The sequence below is a fragment of the Curtobacterium poinsettiae genome, from assembly GCF_047226435.1.
GTDB classification, from domain to species: Bacteria; Actinomycetota; Actinomycetes; order Actinomycetales; family Microbacteriaceae; genus Curtobacterium; species Curtobacterium poinsettiae.
The window spans coordinates 310,660-325,205 of record NZ_CP178434.1; the positions used below are offsets into that span (position 1 = coordinate 310,660).

13 protein-coding genes are annotated in these 14,546 nt (G+C 71.6%); 10 read left to right on the forward strand and 3 right to left on the reverse strand.

Going from position 1 to position 14,546, the window contains the following annotated elements:
• The first annotated feature begins 5 nt into the window (after positions 1-5).
• Positions 6-626: a TetR/AcrR family transcriptional regulator gene (locus ACL00U_RS01520; protein ID WP_017887509.1), complete on the forward strand. Its 621-nt coding sequence runs from the start codon at positions 6-8 to the stop codon at positions 624-626.
• Positions 623-2,320 carry an MDR family MFS transporter gene (locus ACL00U_RS01525; RefSeq protein ID WP_017887508.1) on the forward strand — a complete coding sequence of 566 codons (1,698 nt, stop codon included), beginning with the start codon at positions 623-625 and terminating at the stop codon, positions 2,318-2,320. Before ACL00U_RS01520 ends, ACL00U_RS01525 begins: the two co-directional genes overlap by 4 nt.
• Before the next feature lie 220 nt (positions 2,321-2,540).
• On the opposite strand, the gene ACL00U_RS01530 is transcribed toward ACL00U_RS01525, so the two are convergent.
• Positions 2,541-3,539, reverse strand: a complete 999-nt coding sequence (locus tag ACL00U_RS01530; RefSeq protein WP_040419828.1) for a LacI family DNA-binding transcriptional regulator — start codon at positions 3,537-3,539, stop codon at positions 2,541-2,543.
• Between the two features lie 162 nt (positions 3,540-3,701).
• On the opposite strand from ACL00U_RS01530, the gene ACL00U_RS01535 reads away from it, so the two are divergent.
• From ACL00U_RS01535 to ACL00U_RS01550, 4 genes are read left to right on the forward strand one after another with little or no spacing between them, the layout of a single operon-like run.
• The gene (locus tag ACL00U_RS01535; protein WP_071251777.1) at positions 3,702-4,733 is read left to right on the forward strand and encodes a nucleoside hydrolase; all 1,032 of its coding nucleotides are present in this window, start codon (positions 3,702-3,704) and stop codon (positions 4,731-4,733) included.
• 5 nt (positions 4,734-4,738) lie between these two features.
• Complete coding sequence (locus ACL00U_RS01540; protein ID WP_412873739.1) at positions 4,739-6,169, forward strand: MFS transporter; 1,431 nt, start codon at positions 4,739-4,741, stop codon at positions 6,167-6,169.
• On the forward strand, positions 6,166-7,026 hold the full coding sequence (locus ACL00U_RS01545; protein WP_056073158.1) for a ribokinase: 861 nt from the start codon (positions 6,166-6,168) through the stop codon (positions 7,024-7,026). Before ACL00U_RS01540 ends, ACL00U_RS01545 begins: the two co-directional genes overlap by 4 nt.
• A 51-nt stretch (positions 7,027-7,077) precedes the next feature.
• Positions 7,078-8,019, forward strand: a complete 942-nt coding sequence (locus tag ACL00U_RS01550; protein ID WP_042538327.1) for a Ppx/GppA phosphatase family protein — start codon at positions 7,078-7,080, stop codon at positions 8,017-8,019.
• Positions 8,020-8,031: 12 nt separating this feature from the next.
• Here ACL00U_RS01550 and ACL00U_RS01555 read toward each other — a convergent pair whose 3' ends face one another.
• Positions 8,032-8,676: an antibiotic biosynthesis monooxygenase gene (locus ACL00U_RS01555; RefSeq protein ID WP_042538329.1), complete on the reverse strand. Its 645-nt coding sequence runs from the start codon at positions 8,674-8,676 to the stop codon at positions 8,032-8,034.
• 142 nt (positions 8,677-8,818) lie between these two features.
• Here ACL00U_RS01555 and ACL00U_RS01560 point away from each other — a divergent pair, with 142 nt between their 5' ends.
• A complete protein-coding gene (locus ACL00U_RS01560) occupies positions 8,819-9,631 on the forward strand; it encodes a cupin domain-containing protein (RefSeq protein WP_017887501.1) in 813 nt (270 codons plus the stop codon).
• A 4-nt stretch (positions 9,632-9,635) separates the two neighbouring features.
• On the opposite strand, the gene ACL00U_RS01565 is transcribed toward ACL00U_RS01560, so the two are convergent.
• Positions 9,636-10,658 carry a Ku protein gene (locus ACL00U_RS01565; protein WP_259551537.1) on the reverse strand — a complete coding sequence of 341 codons (1,023 nt, stop codon included), beginning with the start codon at positions 10,656-10,658 and terminating at the stop codon, positions 9,636-9,638.
• Between the two features lie 135 nt (positions 10,659-10,793).
• On the opposite strand from ACL00U_RS01565, the gene ACL00U_RS01570 reads away from it, so the two are divergent.
• From ACL00U_RS01570 to ACL00U_RS01580, 3 genes are all read left to right on the forward strand, one after another.
• Positions 10,794-11,684: an SDR family oxidoreductase gene (locus ACL00U_RS01570; protein ID WP_259551539.1), complete on the forward strand. Its 891-nt coding sequence runs from the start codon at positions 10,794-10,796 to the stop codon at positions 11,682-11,684.
• Entirely contained in the window at positions 11,681-14,191 is a 2,511-nt protein-coding gene (locus ACL00U_RS01575) for an ATP-dependent DNA ligase (protein ID WP_259551541.1), read from the forward strand. Before ACL00U_RS01570 ends, ACL00U_RS01575 begins: the two co-directional genes overlap by 4 nt.
• Before the next feature lie 158 nt (positions 14,192-14,349).
• Complete coding sequence (locus ACL00U_RS01580) at positions 14,350-14,505, forward strand: hypothetical protein (protein ID WP_017887497.1); 156 nt, start codon at positions 14,350-14,352, stop codon at positions 14,503-14,505.
• Positions 14,506-14,546: the final 41 nt, after the last annotated feature.

Sequence of the window (14,546 nt, forward strand, 5' to 3'; positions counted from 1 at the left end):
GCTCGGTGAGCACCACCGAACGCACCCGAGCGCTCCGCCGACGCATGATCGGCGAGGCGCGTCGGGCGACGGTCGAGCACGGGCTGCACGGCTTCACGATCGAGCAGCTCTGCGAGACCGTCGGGGTGTCGCGCCGCACGTTCTTCAACCACTTCGGGTCGAAGGACGACGCCGTGCTCGGCATCGAGCTCAACGCTGACGTCGAGGCGATCGACGCCTACGCCGCGGGCGGCATCGTCCCCGCGGGACTCGACCCCCTCGACTCGATCGTGGCGCTGGCCATCGACCAGTTCCACCGGGTCGGCATCGCCCGCGCCGACGAAGCCCTGGTCCGCCGGGTGTTCGAGCGGGAGCCGGCGCTCGTCGCACGGTTCCTGTCGGCGACCGACGTGCAGCTCGCCCGGGTCACCGTGGCGCTCGGACGGCGGTTCGGGTGGGACGACCCCGCCGACCGCCGACCGCGTCTGGTCACCGAGACCGCGGCGGCGCTCCTCAAGGTCACCGCGACCGAGTACTTCGACGACGCGTTCGACGAGGCCACGGGGCCGACGTTCGACGCGCTGCTCACCGAGAACCTCCGCCTGCTCAGGGCGGTCACCACGACCGAACGGGAACACACCACATGAGCGCCACCGCGCCGGGCACCACCAAGCGTGCCCGCCCAGGCTCCGACGGACCGCTGCTCCTGACGCAGCGTCGCATCTGGATCATCTTCTCCGCCCTGATCGCGGGGATGCTGCTCTCCAGCCTCGACCAGACCATCGTCTCCACCGCGATGCCGACCATCGTCGGGGAGCTCGGCGGCGTCGCGCACCAGGCCTGGCTGACGACCGGGTACCTGCTGGCCTCGACGATCGTGATGCCCGTCTACGGCAAGTTCGGCGACGTCCTCGGCCGTCGCAACCTGTTCCTCATCGCGATCGCGCTGTTCACCATCGCGTCGGCCGGGTGCGCGTTCGCCACGGACTTCACGCAGCTCGTGGCGTTCCGTGCCATGCAGGGCCTCGGTGGCGGTGGCCTGATGATCCTGTCGCAGGCGATCATCGCGGACATCGTGCCGGCGTCGCAGCGCGGCAAGTACCTCGGCCCGCTCGGGGCGATCTTCGGTCTGTCCGCCATCGGCGGCCCGCTGCTCGGTGGCTTCTTCGTGGACCACCTCACCTGGAACTGGGCGTTCTACATCAACATCCCGGTCGGCATCGCGGCGTTCTTCGTGGCGTGGTTCGCGCTGACCCTGCCGAACAAGAAGGCCACGAAGCGCATCGACGTGCTCGGGGTGCTCTTCATGTCCGCGGCGACCACGTGCCTGGTGTTCTTCTCGGAGTTCGGCGGCAGCAAGGACCACGGCTGGGACGCCCCCGAGACCTGGGCCTGGTTCGCCGGTCTCGTCGTCTCGGCAGCACTCCTGGTGTTCGTCGAGTCCCGCGCGCAGGACCCGGTGCTGCCGCTGTCGTTCTTCCGCAACCGCACCTTCCTGCTGGCGACCGGCATCGGCCTGGTGCTCGGAATCGGCATGTTCGCGGCGATCGGGTTCGTCCCGACGTTCCTGCAGATGGCCTCGGGCACCTCGGCCGCGGTCTCCGGCCTGCTGATGCTGCCGATGATGGCCGGCCTGATCGGCACCTCGATCGCATCGGGTGTCCTGATCACCAAGACCGGCCGCTACCGGATGTTCCCGATCGTCGGCACGGTGCTGGTGGCCATCGCGATGCTCGCGATGACCCAGCTGGCGGCGGACACCCCGATCTGGCTCATCTGCGCCTACCTGTTCGTCTTCGGTGCGGGGCTCGGCCTGATCATGCAGGTGGTCGTCCTCGTCGCGCAGAACGCCGTTCCTGCCGAGCAGGTCGGGACCGCCACGTCGACGAACAACTACTTCCGCGAGGTCGGTGCCTCCCTCGGCACCGCCGTCTTCGGCGCGCTCTTCACCGCGCGGCTCACGACGTCGCTGACCGACGTGTTCCGCGGTGCCGGTGGCTCGGCGACCGATGCGGCGTCGTCGGCGGGCAGCATCGACCCGTCGACCGTCGCAGGGCTGCCGCCGGCGGTGCAGGACGGCGTCGTGAACGCCTACGCCGACTCGCTCGCACCGGTGTTCTGGTACCTGCTGCCGTTCATCGCGGTGGCGTTCCTGCTCGCGCTGTTCCTGCCGCAGATCACACTGTCCGACACGGCCGGCATGGTCGCCCGTGGCGAGGCCGTCGGCGGTGACGAGGCCGACGAGCTCGAGCGGGCCCAGCGCGCGGCCCGGACGGCGGGGTCGGAGTCCGTCTCGTCGGGTGGTGAGACGCCGGCGTCCCGCCGGGACGCCTCGGATTGAGCGAGACGCCGCCGGATTCGGCGGCGTCCAGCGGATCGCGGGGCGCGTTGTGGAGACGACGGCGTGCTGACGGGAGGCGCGGCGCCAGCTGGTGCCGCGCCTCCCGTCGGTCGTCCGGTCGCGCTCACTGCCGCAGCCGGCGTTTCGTGCCGAGCGACACCTCACGCGTTCCAGCGCGCGTGCGCCGTCGCTGAGCGCGTGAGGTCGCGGTCGCCCGGCGCTACGCGCCGGTGCTCGCGCGCGGGACGAGCCGTGTCGGCAGGGCCGCGGGCTCGGCGGCCGTGCCGTCGAGCGTCGCGAGGAGTCGCAGTGCCGCAGCCCGACCGAGGTCAGCGCCGGGCAGTGCCACGCTCGTCAACGCCGGCGCGGTGACCGACGACGACGGCAGGTCGTCGAAGCCCGCGACCGCGAGTGCGCCGGGGACGGCGATGCCGAGCGCGCCAGCGACCCGCAGGACCCCGTAGGCCAGGGTGTCCGCGGCCGCGACGACGGCGGTGACGTCGTCGTCCTGCCAGGCCTCGATGACGTGCTCGGTGGCCGAGGCCGCGGCCTCGACGGTCAGGTCGGCACGGGCGGTGACCTCGGAGACGGTGATGCCGGCGTCTGCGCAGGCCTGCTCGAACAGGTCGCGGCGCACGCCGAACGTCGCCGCCCGCGAGGTGCCGTCGAGGTAGCCCACGTGCCGGTGCCCCTGGTCGTGCAGGTGTGCGACGAGCTCGTGCACGCCGGTGGAGAGGTCGTAGTTGACGGCCTCGGGGCCACCGGGGGCGTCGAGCAGCACCACGGGGACGCTCGCCGACATCGGCTCGTCGGCGGCGGGGGCATCGACCAGGATGCCGGCGGGCCGGAGCCGTTCGAAGCGCCGGACGTCGGCCGCGACGGGCTGCGCGCCCCGTTCGGTGACGGAGAGCACGAGCTGGAACCGGTCGCCCAGGGTGTCGCGGACCCCACGGATGACCTCGGCGAAGAACGGGTTCGACAGGTCGGGGGCGATGAACACGACGAGGTCACCGCTGCCGCGCGCCAGGGAACTCGCGGCGTGGTCGACGACGTAGCCGAGGTCGTCCACGGCGTCGCGGACCCGCGCGGCGATGGGAGCCGAGACCCGCCCGCGGTCCTTGCCGTTCACGACGAGGGAGACCGTGGCGATGCTCGTGCCCGCACGCTCGGCCACCATCGCAGCGGTCACACGACGGCTCGGGGCGGCGGGGGAGGGCACCCGTCGATGCTAGCGAGCGCGGTGCTCGAACTTGACGTCAAGCGTTTGACGTGTTTCGATGTCAAACGCTTGACGCGCCGCGTCGCCAGCGTTCTGCCGGCCCGTGGATCCCCACCACGTCGAGCACTCACCTCGATTCCCCGAAGAAGTGGAGCGCCCAGCGTGCCCGATGCGACCCAGCCCGCCGCGAAGATCATCCTCGACTGCGACCCCGGCCACGACGACGCCGTGGCGCTCCTGCTCGCCCACGGCAGCCCGGCGATCGACCTGCTCGCCGTGACCACCGTCGTCGGCAACCAGACCCTGCCGAAGGTCACCCGCAACGCCCTGGCCGTCGCGCGGATCGCCGGCATCACCGGGGTGCCGTTCGCCGCCGGTGCCGCCCGCCCGCTGCTGCGTCAGATCGAGGTCGCCCCGGACATCCACGGCGAGAGCGGCCTGGACGGCCCGATGCTCCCCGAGCCGTCGTTCGACCTCGACGAGCGCCACGCCGTCGACCTGATCATCGACACCGTGATGGCGCACGAGCCCGGCACGGTCACTCTCGTGCCGACCGGCGGCCTGACGAACATCGCCCTCGCCGCCCGCAAGGAGCCCCGCATCGTCGAGCGCGTCAAGCAGGTCGTGCTCATGGGCGGCGGCGTGCACGTCGGCAACTGGAGCCCGGTCGCCGAGTTCAACATCGTCATCGACCCCGAGGCCGCGGCCATCGTGTTCGAGGCCGGCTGGGACGTCGTGATGGTCGGTCTCGACCTGACGCACCAGGCCCTGGCCACCCCCGAGGTCGCCGCGCGCATCGCCGGTGTCGGCACCGCCCCCGCCGCGTTCGTCGGTGAGCTGCTCGACTTCTTCGGGCAGACCTACAAGGACGCCCAGGGCTTCGACGCCCCGCCGGTGCACGACCCCTGCGCCGTCGCCTACGTGATCGACCCGACGATCGTCCGTGCCGTGAAGGTCCCGATCCACGTCGAGACCCAGGGCGCCCTGACCCTCGGGATGACCGTCGCCGACTTCCGCGCCCCGGCGCCCGAGGACTGCCGCACGAGCGCCGCGATGGAGCTCGACCACGGCCGGTTCTGGGACCTGGTCGTCGACGCGCTCGAGCGCATCGGCGAGACGGCCGACACCGGCTGGACCCCTCGTGCCGCCGCCGACGCCGTCGAAGCCGGCATCACCACGACCCCGGAGCACTGAACCCCATGACCTCCACCTCGACGAAGAAGTCGATCGGCGCCCTCACCGCCGCGCTCCTCGCCGCGTGCATCGCGTTCCAGCTGAACGCGAGCATGCTCAGCCCCGCGCTCGTCACGATGGCGCGCGAGCTCCACACCGACGACGCCACCATCGGCCTGTCGCAGACCCTGTACTTCACGCTCGCGGCGCTGTTCTCGCTGTTCCTGCCGCGGCTCTCCGACATCGTCGGTCGCAAGCGCGTGCTGCTCGGCATGCTCGCCGTGATGCTCGTCGGCAGCATCGTCGCCGCGCTCGCGGTGAACGTGCCGATGCTGTTCGCCGGCCGGATCATCCAGGGCGTCACGGGTCCGGTCGTCCCCATCTGCCTGCTCGTCCTGCGCAACGAGATCAGCGACCCGAAGCGCTACGGCGCCGCGCTCGGGCTGCTGACCGCGGTGAACGGCGGCATCGCGGGCGTCGACGCCCTGGCCGGCGGGTGGATCGCGACCAACTTCGGGTTCCGCGGGATCTTCTGGGTCATCGCCGTCGTCACCGTCCTCGCCCTGTTCCTGGTCGCCGTCTGGGGCGTCGAGTCGAAGCCCTCCGCCGGCACCCGGATGGACTGGATCGGTGTCGTCCCACTGGTGGTGAGCGTCGGCGCGCTCCTGACGGCGTTCAACGAGGCGGGCAAGCTCGGTGCGGCGAACCCCGTGCTCGTGGTCGGTGGCGTCGTCGTCGCGCTCGTCGCCTTCGCGGTGTTCTGGGCCGTCGAGTCGCGGGTGCGGGAACCCCTGGTCGAGACCCGGTTCCTCAAACGCCGTGCGACCTGGGCGCTCCTGGCGACGACGTTCCTGACGATGACGGGCGTGTTCGCGGTCGTCAACGGCCTGGTCACGTCGCTCGCGCAGAACGGCGACGCCGGCTTCGGCATGGAGCCCGACCTGGCCTCGCTCGTGTTCCTCACCCCGTACGCGCTGGTCGGCTGGATCGTCGGACCCTTCGCCGGGCGCCTCGCCCCGACCATCGGGTACCGCGCTGTCCTGCGCTTCGGCCTGATCGGCAGCATCGTCTCGACCGTGCTGATGGCGCTCGTCGGCGTGCACTCGCTGCCCGTGCTGGTCACCGCGACCGTGCTGATCGGCATCACCTACGCCGGCATCGCGAACATCATCCTCAACGGCCTGGGCATCGTGCTGTCGCCGGAGTCGAACCCCGGCTTCCTGCCCGGCCTGAACGCCGGTGCGTTCAACCTCGGCGCCGGCGTCAGCTTCGCCGTCCTGCCCGCGCTGCAGATCGCGCTCGGCGTCGGCGGTTCCGCGGGCACCGCCGGGTACTCCGGTGGCATGCTGCTCGGGGCCGCGATCACGACCGTCGCGCTCGCGATCTCGTTCCTCATCCCCCGTCCGGAGGGTGCCGAGACCACGTCCGTCGCCCCGCAGAAGGAGACCGTCCGTTGACCGAGAGCATCGTCGTCGTCGGGTCGCTCAACGCGGACCTGGTGGTCCGCACCGAGCGCTTCCCCCAGCCCGGTGAGACCCTGCAGGGCTCGGACCTCGCGATCCTGCCCGGCGGCAAGTCCGCCAACCAGGCGGTGGCTGCCGGGAGGCTCGGGGGCACGGTGCGCATGATCGGTGCGGTCGGCGACGACGGGAACGGTGCGCTGCTCCGCGACTCCGTCGCGGCTGCGGGTGTCGACACGACGCACGTCGCCGTCCGTCAGGGAACGGCGACCGGCACCGCCGTCATCACGGTCGACGCCGCAGGCGAGAACACCATCGTGATCTCCGCCGGGGCGAACGGCACGCTGACGCCGGAGGACGTGCCGACCGACGCCTTCACCGACGCCGCGGTGCTGGGGCTCTGCCTCGAGGTGTCGATCGACGTCGTCCTCGCCGCCGCCCGGGCTGCGCACGCCGCCGGGGTCACGGTGCTCACGAACCTGTCGCCCTTCGGCGCGGTGCCGGCCGAACTGCTCGAGCTGACCGACGTGCTGCTCGTGAACGAGCACGAGGCCGCCGCGCTCGGGGACCACGGCGTCGCGCGGTCGATCGTCACCCGCGGTGGTGCCGGCTGCGTCGTGCACGATCGCGGTGCCGAGCCGGTGTCGATTGACGCCGTGCGGGTCGAGCCGGTGGACACCACGGGCTGCGGTGACGCCTTCATGGGTGCGGTGGCGCTGCGCCTGGCCACCGGGGACACCCTCGTCGACGCCGCTCGGTTCGCGGTGGGGGTCGGGGCGTACGCCGCGACCAAGCCGGGCGCGCAGGCCTCGTACCCGACCACCGCCGAGCTGGAGGCGTTCCTGCGGGCGTGACCCGCGCCTCCCGGCCGTGGGGTGACTGCGCGGCCCACTAGCGTTGGGTCCATGCGCGTGGGAGTCCTCGACATCGGGTCCAACACCGGCCACCTGCTCGTCGTGGACGCCCACGGCGGCGCTGCGCCGCTGCCGGCATCCTCGTTCAAGCAGCCGCTGCGGCTGGCCGAGCACCTCGACGACTCGGGCGCGGTGACCCAGCAGGGGATCGACGCCCTGACCACCTTCGTCGCCGACGCCGTCCGCGTCGCCGAGGAACGCGGCTGCGAGGACATGCTCGCGTTCGCCACCTCGGCGGTGCGCGACGCCGGCAACTCCGAGGCCGTGCTCGCCCACGTCGAGGCCTCCACCGGGGTCGAGCTGGCCGTCCTGTCCGGCTCGGACGAGGCCCGGCTGACGTTCCTGGCCGTGCGCCGCTGGTTCGGCTGGTCCGCCGGTCGCCTGGCGGTCTTCGACATCGGCGGTGGCTCGCTCGAGATCGCCGGCGGTGCCGACGAGGCACCGGACGTCGCGTGGTCGATGCCGATCGGCGCCGCACGCCTGGCGCGCTCCTACTTCGCGGCCGGCACCCCGACCGAGGACGACGTCCGCCGCATCCGGCACGAGATCCGTGTGGAGATCGCCCGGGACGCCGGACGGCTGCTCCGCTCGGGGCGTCCGGACCGGGCCGTGGCGACCTCGAAGACCTTCCGGTCGATCGCCCGCATCTGCGGTGCCGCGCCGTCCGCTGCCGGGCCCCTCGTGCCCCGTGCCCTCGACGGCGCCGTGCTGCGGCAGCGCCTGCCGGAGCTGCTGACGATGTCGGTCGACGAGCTCGCGGCGCTGCCCGGTGTCTCACCGAGCCGCGCACACCAGGTGGTGCCCGGCGCGCTCGTCGCCGAGGCGTGCCTGGACATCTTCGACCTGCCGGCGCTCGAGATCTGCCCGTGGGCACTGCGCGAGGGCGTCATCCTCGAGCGGCTCGATCAGCTGTCGGTGCTCGGGACCCCGTAGCGACCCGTCGATCTAGCCGCGCGGCTGCCGGACCGGCTGCTGCTGTTGCTGTTGCGGTTGCTTCGGCGGTGCGAGCAGCCACGGACGGATCAGCTTCGTCACGAACGGCAGCACCCAGAACGTCATGATCGGCGTGAGCACGACGGTCGTGATGAGCACCCGGGGCAGGATCGCGACGTGCGCGAACGCGGGGACGAGCCAGGCCATCAGGTACGTGAACGCGAGGTTCACCGGGAAGAAGCCGAGCCAGATGCTCACGGACTGTTTCCACCGCGGGGGAGCGCTCGAGGCCGGGGCGTGCTGCGGGACGTCGAACCACCCCTCGATGCCGGTGCGCTTCTCGACGCGGGACTCCACCACCAGGTCACGGCCGAGGTCGAGCCAGCGCAGCCGGTCGTCGGAGTTCTCCCACGTCGCCAGGGAGTCGTGGTCGGCGAACCGGTAGAGCATGTGCCACTCGCGGGACTGCGCGGTGGAACGCACCCACCCCGAGCCGAGGAAGCCGGGGTAGCGGTTCGCCAGGTTCACCCCGGACTGCACCCAGCGGGTGACCTCGGGGATGCGGTCGGGTTCGACCAGGCGGGTGACGGAGACGGTGACGGGCGGGCCTGCGGTCTCGGATGACGACTGCAGGCTCCCAGGCTCTTGTGGAGTCATCCGACCAGTGTCCCGGACCCGTGTTTCCGGCTCGTGACACGTGCCTCGCGCGCCGGCTGAACGGATCCGCGTCGTCCTTCGACCACCGTCCCAGGTGGGTGCAAGACGATCATCTGGCGAACGCACCACCGAGAGGACCCCGATGCCCCACCCCGAGCCCACCACCACCCTCATCGCCACCGTCGACGGGCCCGACGGCGGCACGTACGAGGTGCGGCGGCTGACGCTCCCGGTGGGTGCGTCGACCGGCTGGCACCAGCACGACGCACGCCAGACGGGTCTCGTGGTGCGCGGTGCGCTGACGCACGTCACCGAAGAGGCCACTCGGGTCGTCGGGCCGGGGCAGGCCCTGGTCGAGGAGCCGCGCATCGTGCACGACGGCCGCAGCACCGGCACGGAGGACGCCGAGCTGCTCTACGTCGCCCACCTGCCGGCAGGTGCAGCGGCGTCGACCCCGGGCGAGGCGCCAGCCAACGAGGGGCCCGCCCGCAGCGCGCTCGTGACGGTCCCGCTGGGGCGGCCGCAGTTCGTCCACGCCCTGCGCTACACCGCGATGTACGCGCCGAAGCCCTTCGCCGAGGCCCTGCTCGTCTACCGGGACAACGGCACGTACACGATCCTGTCCCCGGGGGAGGACCACCACGGCTGCTACGTCTCGGCGACGGACCCCGCCGAGGGGATGCGGCACGTCGCGTTCATGTCGTGGCCGTCCGCGGACTGGGGACGGAACATCGCATCGCACACCCTGACCTTCGAGGCGGCGAGCGGCGCGTTCACACAGGAGCTCCGGTTGCCGGGTGACCCGGTCCCGCGGGCGCAGTACGGGTACGCGGTGCCCGTCGAGGACCCGGAGTCGATCGACACCGGCGCCGGGTGGGCAGCGCTCCGCCAGCAGTACGCCGAGGTGTTCACCACGCTCGAGCGCCTGGCGGGCGGCGGGTCGACCGCGGCCTGAGCCGTCAGCTCGCCTGCTTCTTGGCGGCGGGCTTCTTGGCCGGGGCCTTATTCGCCGGTGTCTTCTTCGGCGCCGACTTCGCGGTGGCCTTCTCCGTCGTGCTCTCCGCGGCCTTCTTGGCGGGCGCCTTCTTCGCCGGCGACTTCCTGCCGGAGCTGGACGTGCCGGAGCCGGACGTGCCCGAGCCGGAACCGGACGACGACCGTGACGTCGACGACGAACGCGACCCCGAGCCTCCTGTCCGCTTCTTGTCGACGGACGCACGCAGGGCGGCCATCAGGTCGAGCACGTCACCGCCCTCGTCGTCGTCCTCGTCGTCCTGCGCGCCGAAGGTCTTCTCGGTGTCGATGTCGTCGCCCGCCTCGAGCTTGGCGTCGATCAGCTGCTGCAGTTCCTCCTGGTAGGAGTCGGTGTAGCGGTCGGGGTCGAAGTCGGTGGACATGCTCTCGACGAGCGAGGACGACATCTTCAGCTCGTTGGCGCTGACCTTGACCGACGTGTCGAGCGCCGTGAAGTCGGCCGCGCGGACCTCGTCGCCCCAGAGCAACCCCTGCAGCAGGATGACGTCGTCATGCACCCGGAGGACCCCGAGCCGCGTCTTCTGGCGCAGGGTGAACTGCACGATCGCCAGGCGATCGGTCTTCGCCAGGGTCTCGCGCAGCAACACGTACGCCTTCGGGGAACGTGAGTCGGGCTCCAGGTAGTAGGTCTTCTCGAACATCATCGGGTCGACCTGCTCGACGGGGACGAACTCGAGCACCTCGACCTCGTGCGACTGCTCCTCGGGGAGCTGCTTGAAGTCGTCCGCGGTGAGCACCACGGTCTTGTCACCGTCGTCGTAGGCGCGCTGGATGTCGGCGTACTCGACCTCGTGGCCGTACTCGCACACCCGCTTGTACCGGATGCGGCCCTTGTCGTCGTCGTGGACCTGGTGCAGGGACACGTCGTGCGTCTCGGTGGCCGCGTAGACCTTGATGGGCACGTTGACGAGCCCGAACGCGATGGAGCCCTTCCAGATCGACCTCATGCGCACATGATGCCCGCCCGCACGCGTGCGTGCCCGGAGCCGACGGTTCCTCCACAGGTCCGCCGTCCGGGGGATCGTTCCACGGATGTCCGGTTCGCTGGACCGCCGCGAGGCCGGCGCGAGCACGATGGGCCCATGAGCCAGCTCGACAAGCAGGACCCGCGCGACCAGTTCCCCCGTCCGCCGTTCCCCGCGCAGACCCAGCAGGGGTCCGGGCTGGCGAGCGCGATGGACCCGGCTCCCGACCACGGGGAGACGAGCTACCTGGGCACCGGGCGGATGCGCGGGTACCGGGTGCTCGTCACGGGCGCGGACTCCGGCATCGGGCGCGCCGCGGCGATCGCGATGGCGAAGGAGGGCGCCGACGTGGCCCTGAACGCCCTGCCCGAGGAGCGCGAGGACCTCGAACAGGTCCGCGACGGCATCGGTGACCTCGGGCGCAAGGCCGTGCTGTTGCCCGGCGACCTGACGGACGAGGCATTCTGCGACGTCCTGGTGCAGGACGCCGTCAGCGAGCTCGGTGGCCTGGACGCGCTCGTGCTGGTCGCCGGCCACCAGCAGGTGCACCAGGACGTCACCGAGCAGAGCACCGAGGACTTCGACCGGACGATGAAGGTCAACCTGTACTCGCTGTTCTGGCTCGTCCGCGCTGCCGTCCCGCACATGGCGCCGGGCAGCTCGATCGTCACGACCAGTTCGGTGTCGGCGTACCAGCCGCAGGACCGCATGATCGACTACGCCGCGACGAAGGCCGCGATCATCACGTACACGAACGGGCTCGCGCGACAGCTCGCGCCGAAGGGCATCCGGGCGAACACGGTGGTGCCCGGCCCGGTGTGGACGCCCCTGCAGCCGATCAGCTACCCGGGCGACGAGATCGCGGCGTACGGCCAGGACACCCCGTTCGGCCGTCCCGCCCAACCCGTCGAGCTCGGCAGCGCCTACGTGTACCTGGCGGGGCCCGAGTCGTCGTACACGTCCGGCACGACCCTGACGGTGGCGGGAGCGACCGGGGTGGCGCTGTGAGTCCCGCCTCGCGCAAGACCGTCGTCCTGGTCGGCGACCGTCGGCTCGCGCTCACGAACACCGACAAGGTGCTCTACCCCGAGACCGGCACCACGAAGGGTCGGGTGATCGAGTACTACGAGCGGGTCGCGCCGTGGATGATCCCGCACGTCAAGGACCGCCCCGTGACCCGGAAGCGCTGGGCCAACGGCGTCGACGGCAAGGTCTTCTTCGAGAAGAACCTGCCCGACTCGGCCCCCGACTGGGTGCGGCACCACACCATCCACCACTCGGAGCACGACAACGAGTACCCGATCGTCGACGACCTGCCGACCCTGGTGTGGATGGCGCAGCAGGCCGCGCTCGAACTGCACGTCCCGCAGTGGCGGTTCGGTCCCCGCGGTGCGCAGCAGCACCCGGACCGGCTCGTGCTCGACCTGGACCCCGGTGACGGCGTCGGGCTGCCCGAGTGCGTCGAGGTCGCCGTGGCCGCGCGCGAGATCCTGCACGGCATGGGACTCGACCCGTACCCGGTGACGTCCGGCTCCAAGGGCATCCACCTGTACGCGGCCCTCGACGGCAAGGCGACGACGGCGCAGGTCTCCGACGTCGCCCACGAGCTGGCCAAGGCCCTCGAGACGGACCTGCCGGACCTGGTGCTGTCGTCGATGAGCCGTGCCGAGCGGACGGGCAAGGTCTTCGTCGACTGGTCGCAGAACAACGGCAACAAGACGACCATCGCCCCGTACTCGCTGCGCGGCCGCGAACGGCCGACGGTCGCGGCACCACGCACCTGGAAGGAACTCGAGGAACGCGGGCTCGCGCAGCTCACGTTGGACGAGGTCCTCGAACGCCTGGAGGCCCGTGGGGACTTCCTGCACCCGGTCGCCTCCGCCTCGCTGGCCGTCGGGCGCGACGACCACGGTCACTGGGACAGCGACCGCACCGAGCGGGCGAACGACGCCGAGCAGCCCGCCCGCGACCGGCTCGCCGCCTACCGGGCCAAGCGGGACGCCTCGAAGACGCCGGAACCCGTGCCGGAAGGTGCCCCGACGGTGCGGAAGGACGGCACACCGACCTTCGTCGTCCAGGAGCACCACGCCACCCGTGACCACTACGACTTCCGGCTCGAGCACGACGGCGTGCTGGTGAGCTGGGCACTGCCGAAGGGCGAACCGACCGATCCCGGCAAGAACCACCTGGCCGTGCAGACCGAGGACCACCCGCTCGAGTACGGCTCGTTCGAGGGCACGATCCCGAAGTACGAGTACGGCGGCGGCACGGTCACGATCTGGGACGACGGCACCTACGAGCTCGAGAAGTGGCGCGAGGGGCAGGAGGTCATCGTCACCCTGCACGGTCGGACCGGCGGCGCTCGCCGCCTCGCGCTGCTGCACACCCGCGGCCGGGGCGGGGGCGACGAGAAGAACTGGCTCATCCACCGCACGAAGGAACAACCCGAACGGCTGGCGGACGGCGGCAGCGGTGCCGGGCCGGCGGTGGCGCGCACCGCACCCGGCGGGTCCGACGGGCGGCGACGGATCACCCGGGCGGCGGACGCCGAGACCCCGCCGTCGGAGCGCCGGACGATGCAGGCGACCCTGGACAAGGGCGAGACCCGGCTGGACCCGGCGGACTGGGCGTTCGAGATGAAGTGGGACGGGGTGCGGGCGCTCGCAACCGTCCGCGACGGATCGGTCACCGTGCGCAGCCGCAACGACAACGACCTGACGGCGCAGTACCCGGAACTGCAGGAACTGGGGGAGCGGGCCGGGGTGGACGGGGTCTTCGACGGTGAGATCGTGGCCGTCGACGACCGCGGCCGACCGTCGTTCCAGCTGCTCCAGAACCGGATGGGGCTGACGAAGGCGCGTGAGGTCCGGAGCGCGCAGGAGACCACCCCGGTCCGGTTCCTGCTCTTCGACGTGCTCGAGGCGGACGGGCACGAGCTGACTCGGCTCGGGTACGACGCCCGGCGCCAGGCGCTCGAGACCGTCGTGCAACCGGGTGGTGCGATCGACGTGCCGCCGGCGGTGCAGGGTGAACTCGACGCGGTGCTGGCCGCCTCGCGCGAGCAGGGCCTCGAGGGCGTCGTCGCGAAGAAGCGGTCGTCGAAGTACGCCGAGGGCCGTCGGTCCGAAGCCTGGCTGAAGCGCAAGCACCACGCCACCCAGGAAGTCGTCGTCGGCGGCTGGAAGCCGGGCAGCGGTCGGCGTGCCGGCGGGATCGGATCGCTGTTGCTCGGGGTACCCGGCCCGGACGGACTGGAGTACATCGGCAAGGTCGGCACCGGGTTCCGCGACCGCGACCTCGACGAGATCGGCGATGTCCTCGCACCACTGGCACGGAAGACCTCACCGTTCGTCGACGTCCCACGGCCCGACGCGCGGGACGCCCACTGGGTCACGCCGGAGCGCGTCGGCGAGGTCGAGTTCGCCGAGTGGACGGGTGACGGGCGGCTCCGGCAACCGTCGTGGCGGGGATGGCGGGTCGACAAGGACCCGGACGACGTCGTGCGGGAGTCCTGACGCGCTGGCCGGCCGCGGCCGGCGCATGCATCCGCATGGGTCCGCCCCTGGCGAAATTCCGTCCCCCGTGCGACGCTCGGGCGGGGGACGATTCCGGCAACGACGCCGGGGTCCGGCCACGGGCTGTTACGTTCGCCGAGACGAAGGGGGCTCAGGGGATGAACTCGAGCAAGTACCTGCCGCCGTTCACGGCCGCAGAACGCGTCGCGATCACCGGGGACGACCTGTCGCAGCGGATCGTCGAACCGCGCAGCAGCACCACGGAGACCGAGGTCCGGTACGCGGACTTCCTCGCCGACGAGGACGACGACTGACGAGCACGGTGGCCTGACCCGCGCGGCGGCCCGGCGGCTCC

Excerpts from the sequence above, each read along its gene's own strand:
- ACL00U_RS01525 (WP_017887508.1), top strand. The coding sequence starts at position 623 with ATGAGCGCCACCGCGCCGGGCACCACCAAGCGTGCCCGCCCAGGCTCC.
- ACL00U_RS01540 (WP_412873739.1), top strand. The coding sequence starts at position 4,739 with ATGACCTCCACCTCGACGAAGAAGTCGATCGGCGCCCTCACCGCCGCG.
- ACL00U_RS01550 (WP_042538327.1), top strand. The coding sequence starts at position 7,078 with ATGCGCGTGGGAGTCCTCGACATCGGGTCCAACACCGGCCACCTGCTC.
- ACL00U_RS01555 (WP_042538329.1), bottom strand. The coding sequence starts at position 8,676 with ATGACTCCACAAGAGCCTGGGAGCCTGCAGTCGTCATCCGAGACCGCA.
- ACL00U_RS01560 (WP_017887501.1), top strand. The coding sequence starts at position 8,819 with ATGCCCCACCCCGAGCCCACCACCACCCTCATCGCCACCGTCGACGGG.
- ACL00U_RS01565 (WP_259551537.1), bottom strand. The coding sequence starts at position 10,658 with ATGAGGTCGATCTGGAAGGGCTCCATCGCGTTCGGGCTCGTCAACGTG.
- ACL00U_RS01570 (WP_259551539.1), top strand. The coding sequence starts at position 10,794 with ATGAGCCAGCTCGACAAGCAGGACCCGCGCGACCAGTTCCCCCGTCCG.
- ACL00U_RS01580 (WP_017887497.1), top strand. The coding sequence starts at position 14,350 with ATGAACTCGAGCAAGTACCTGCCGCCGTTCACGGCCGCAGAACGCGTC.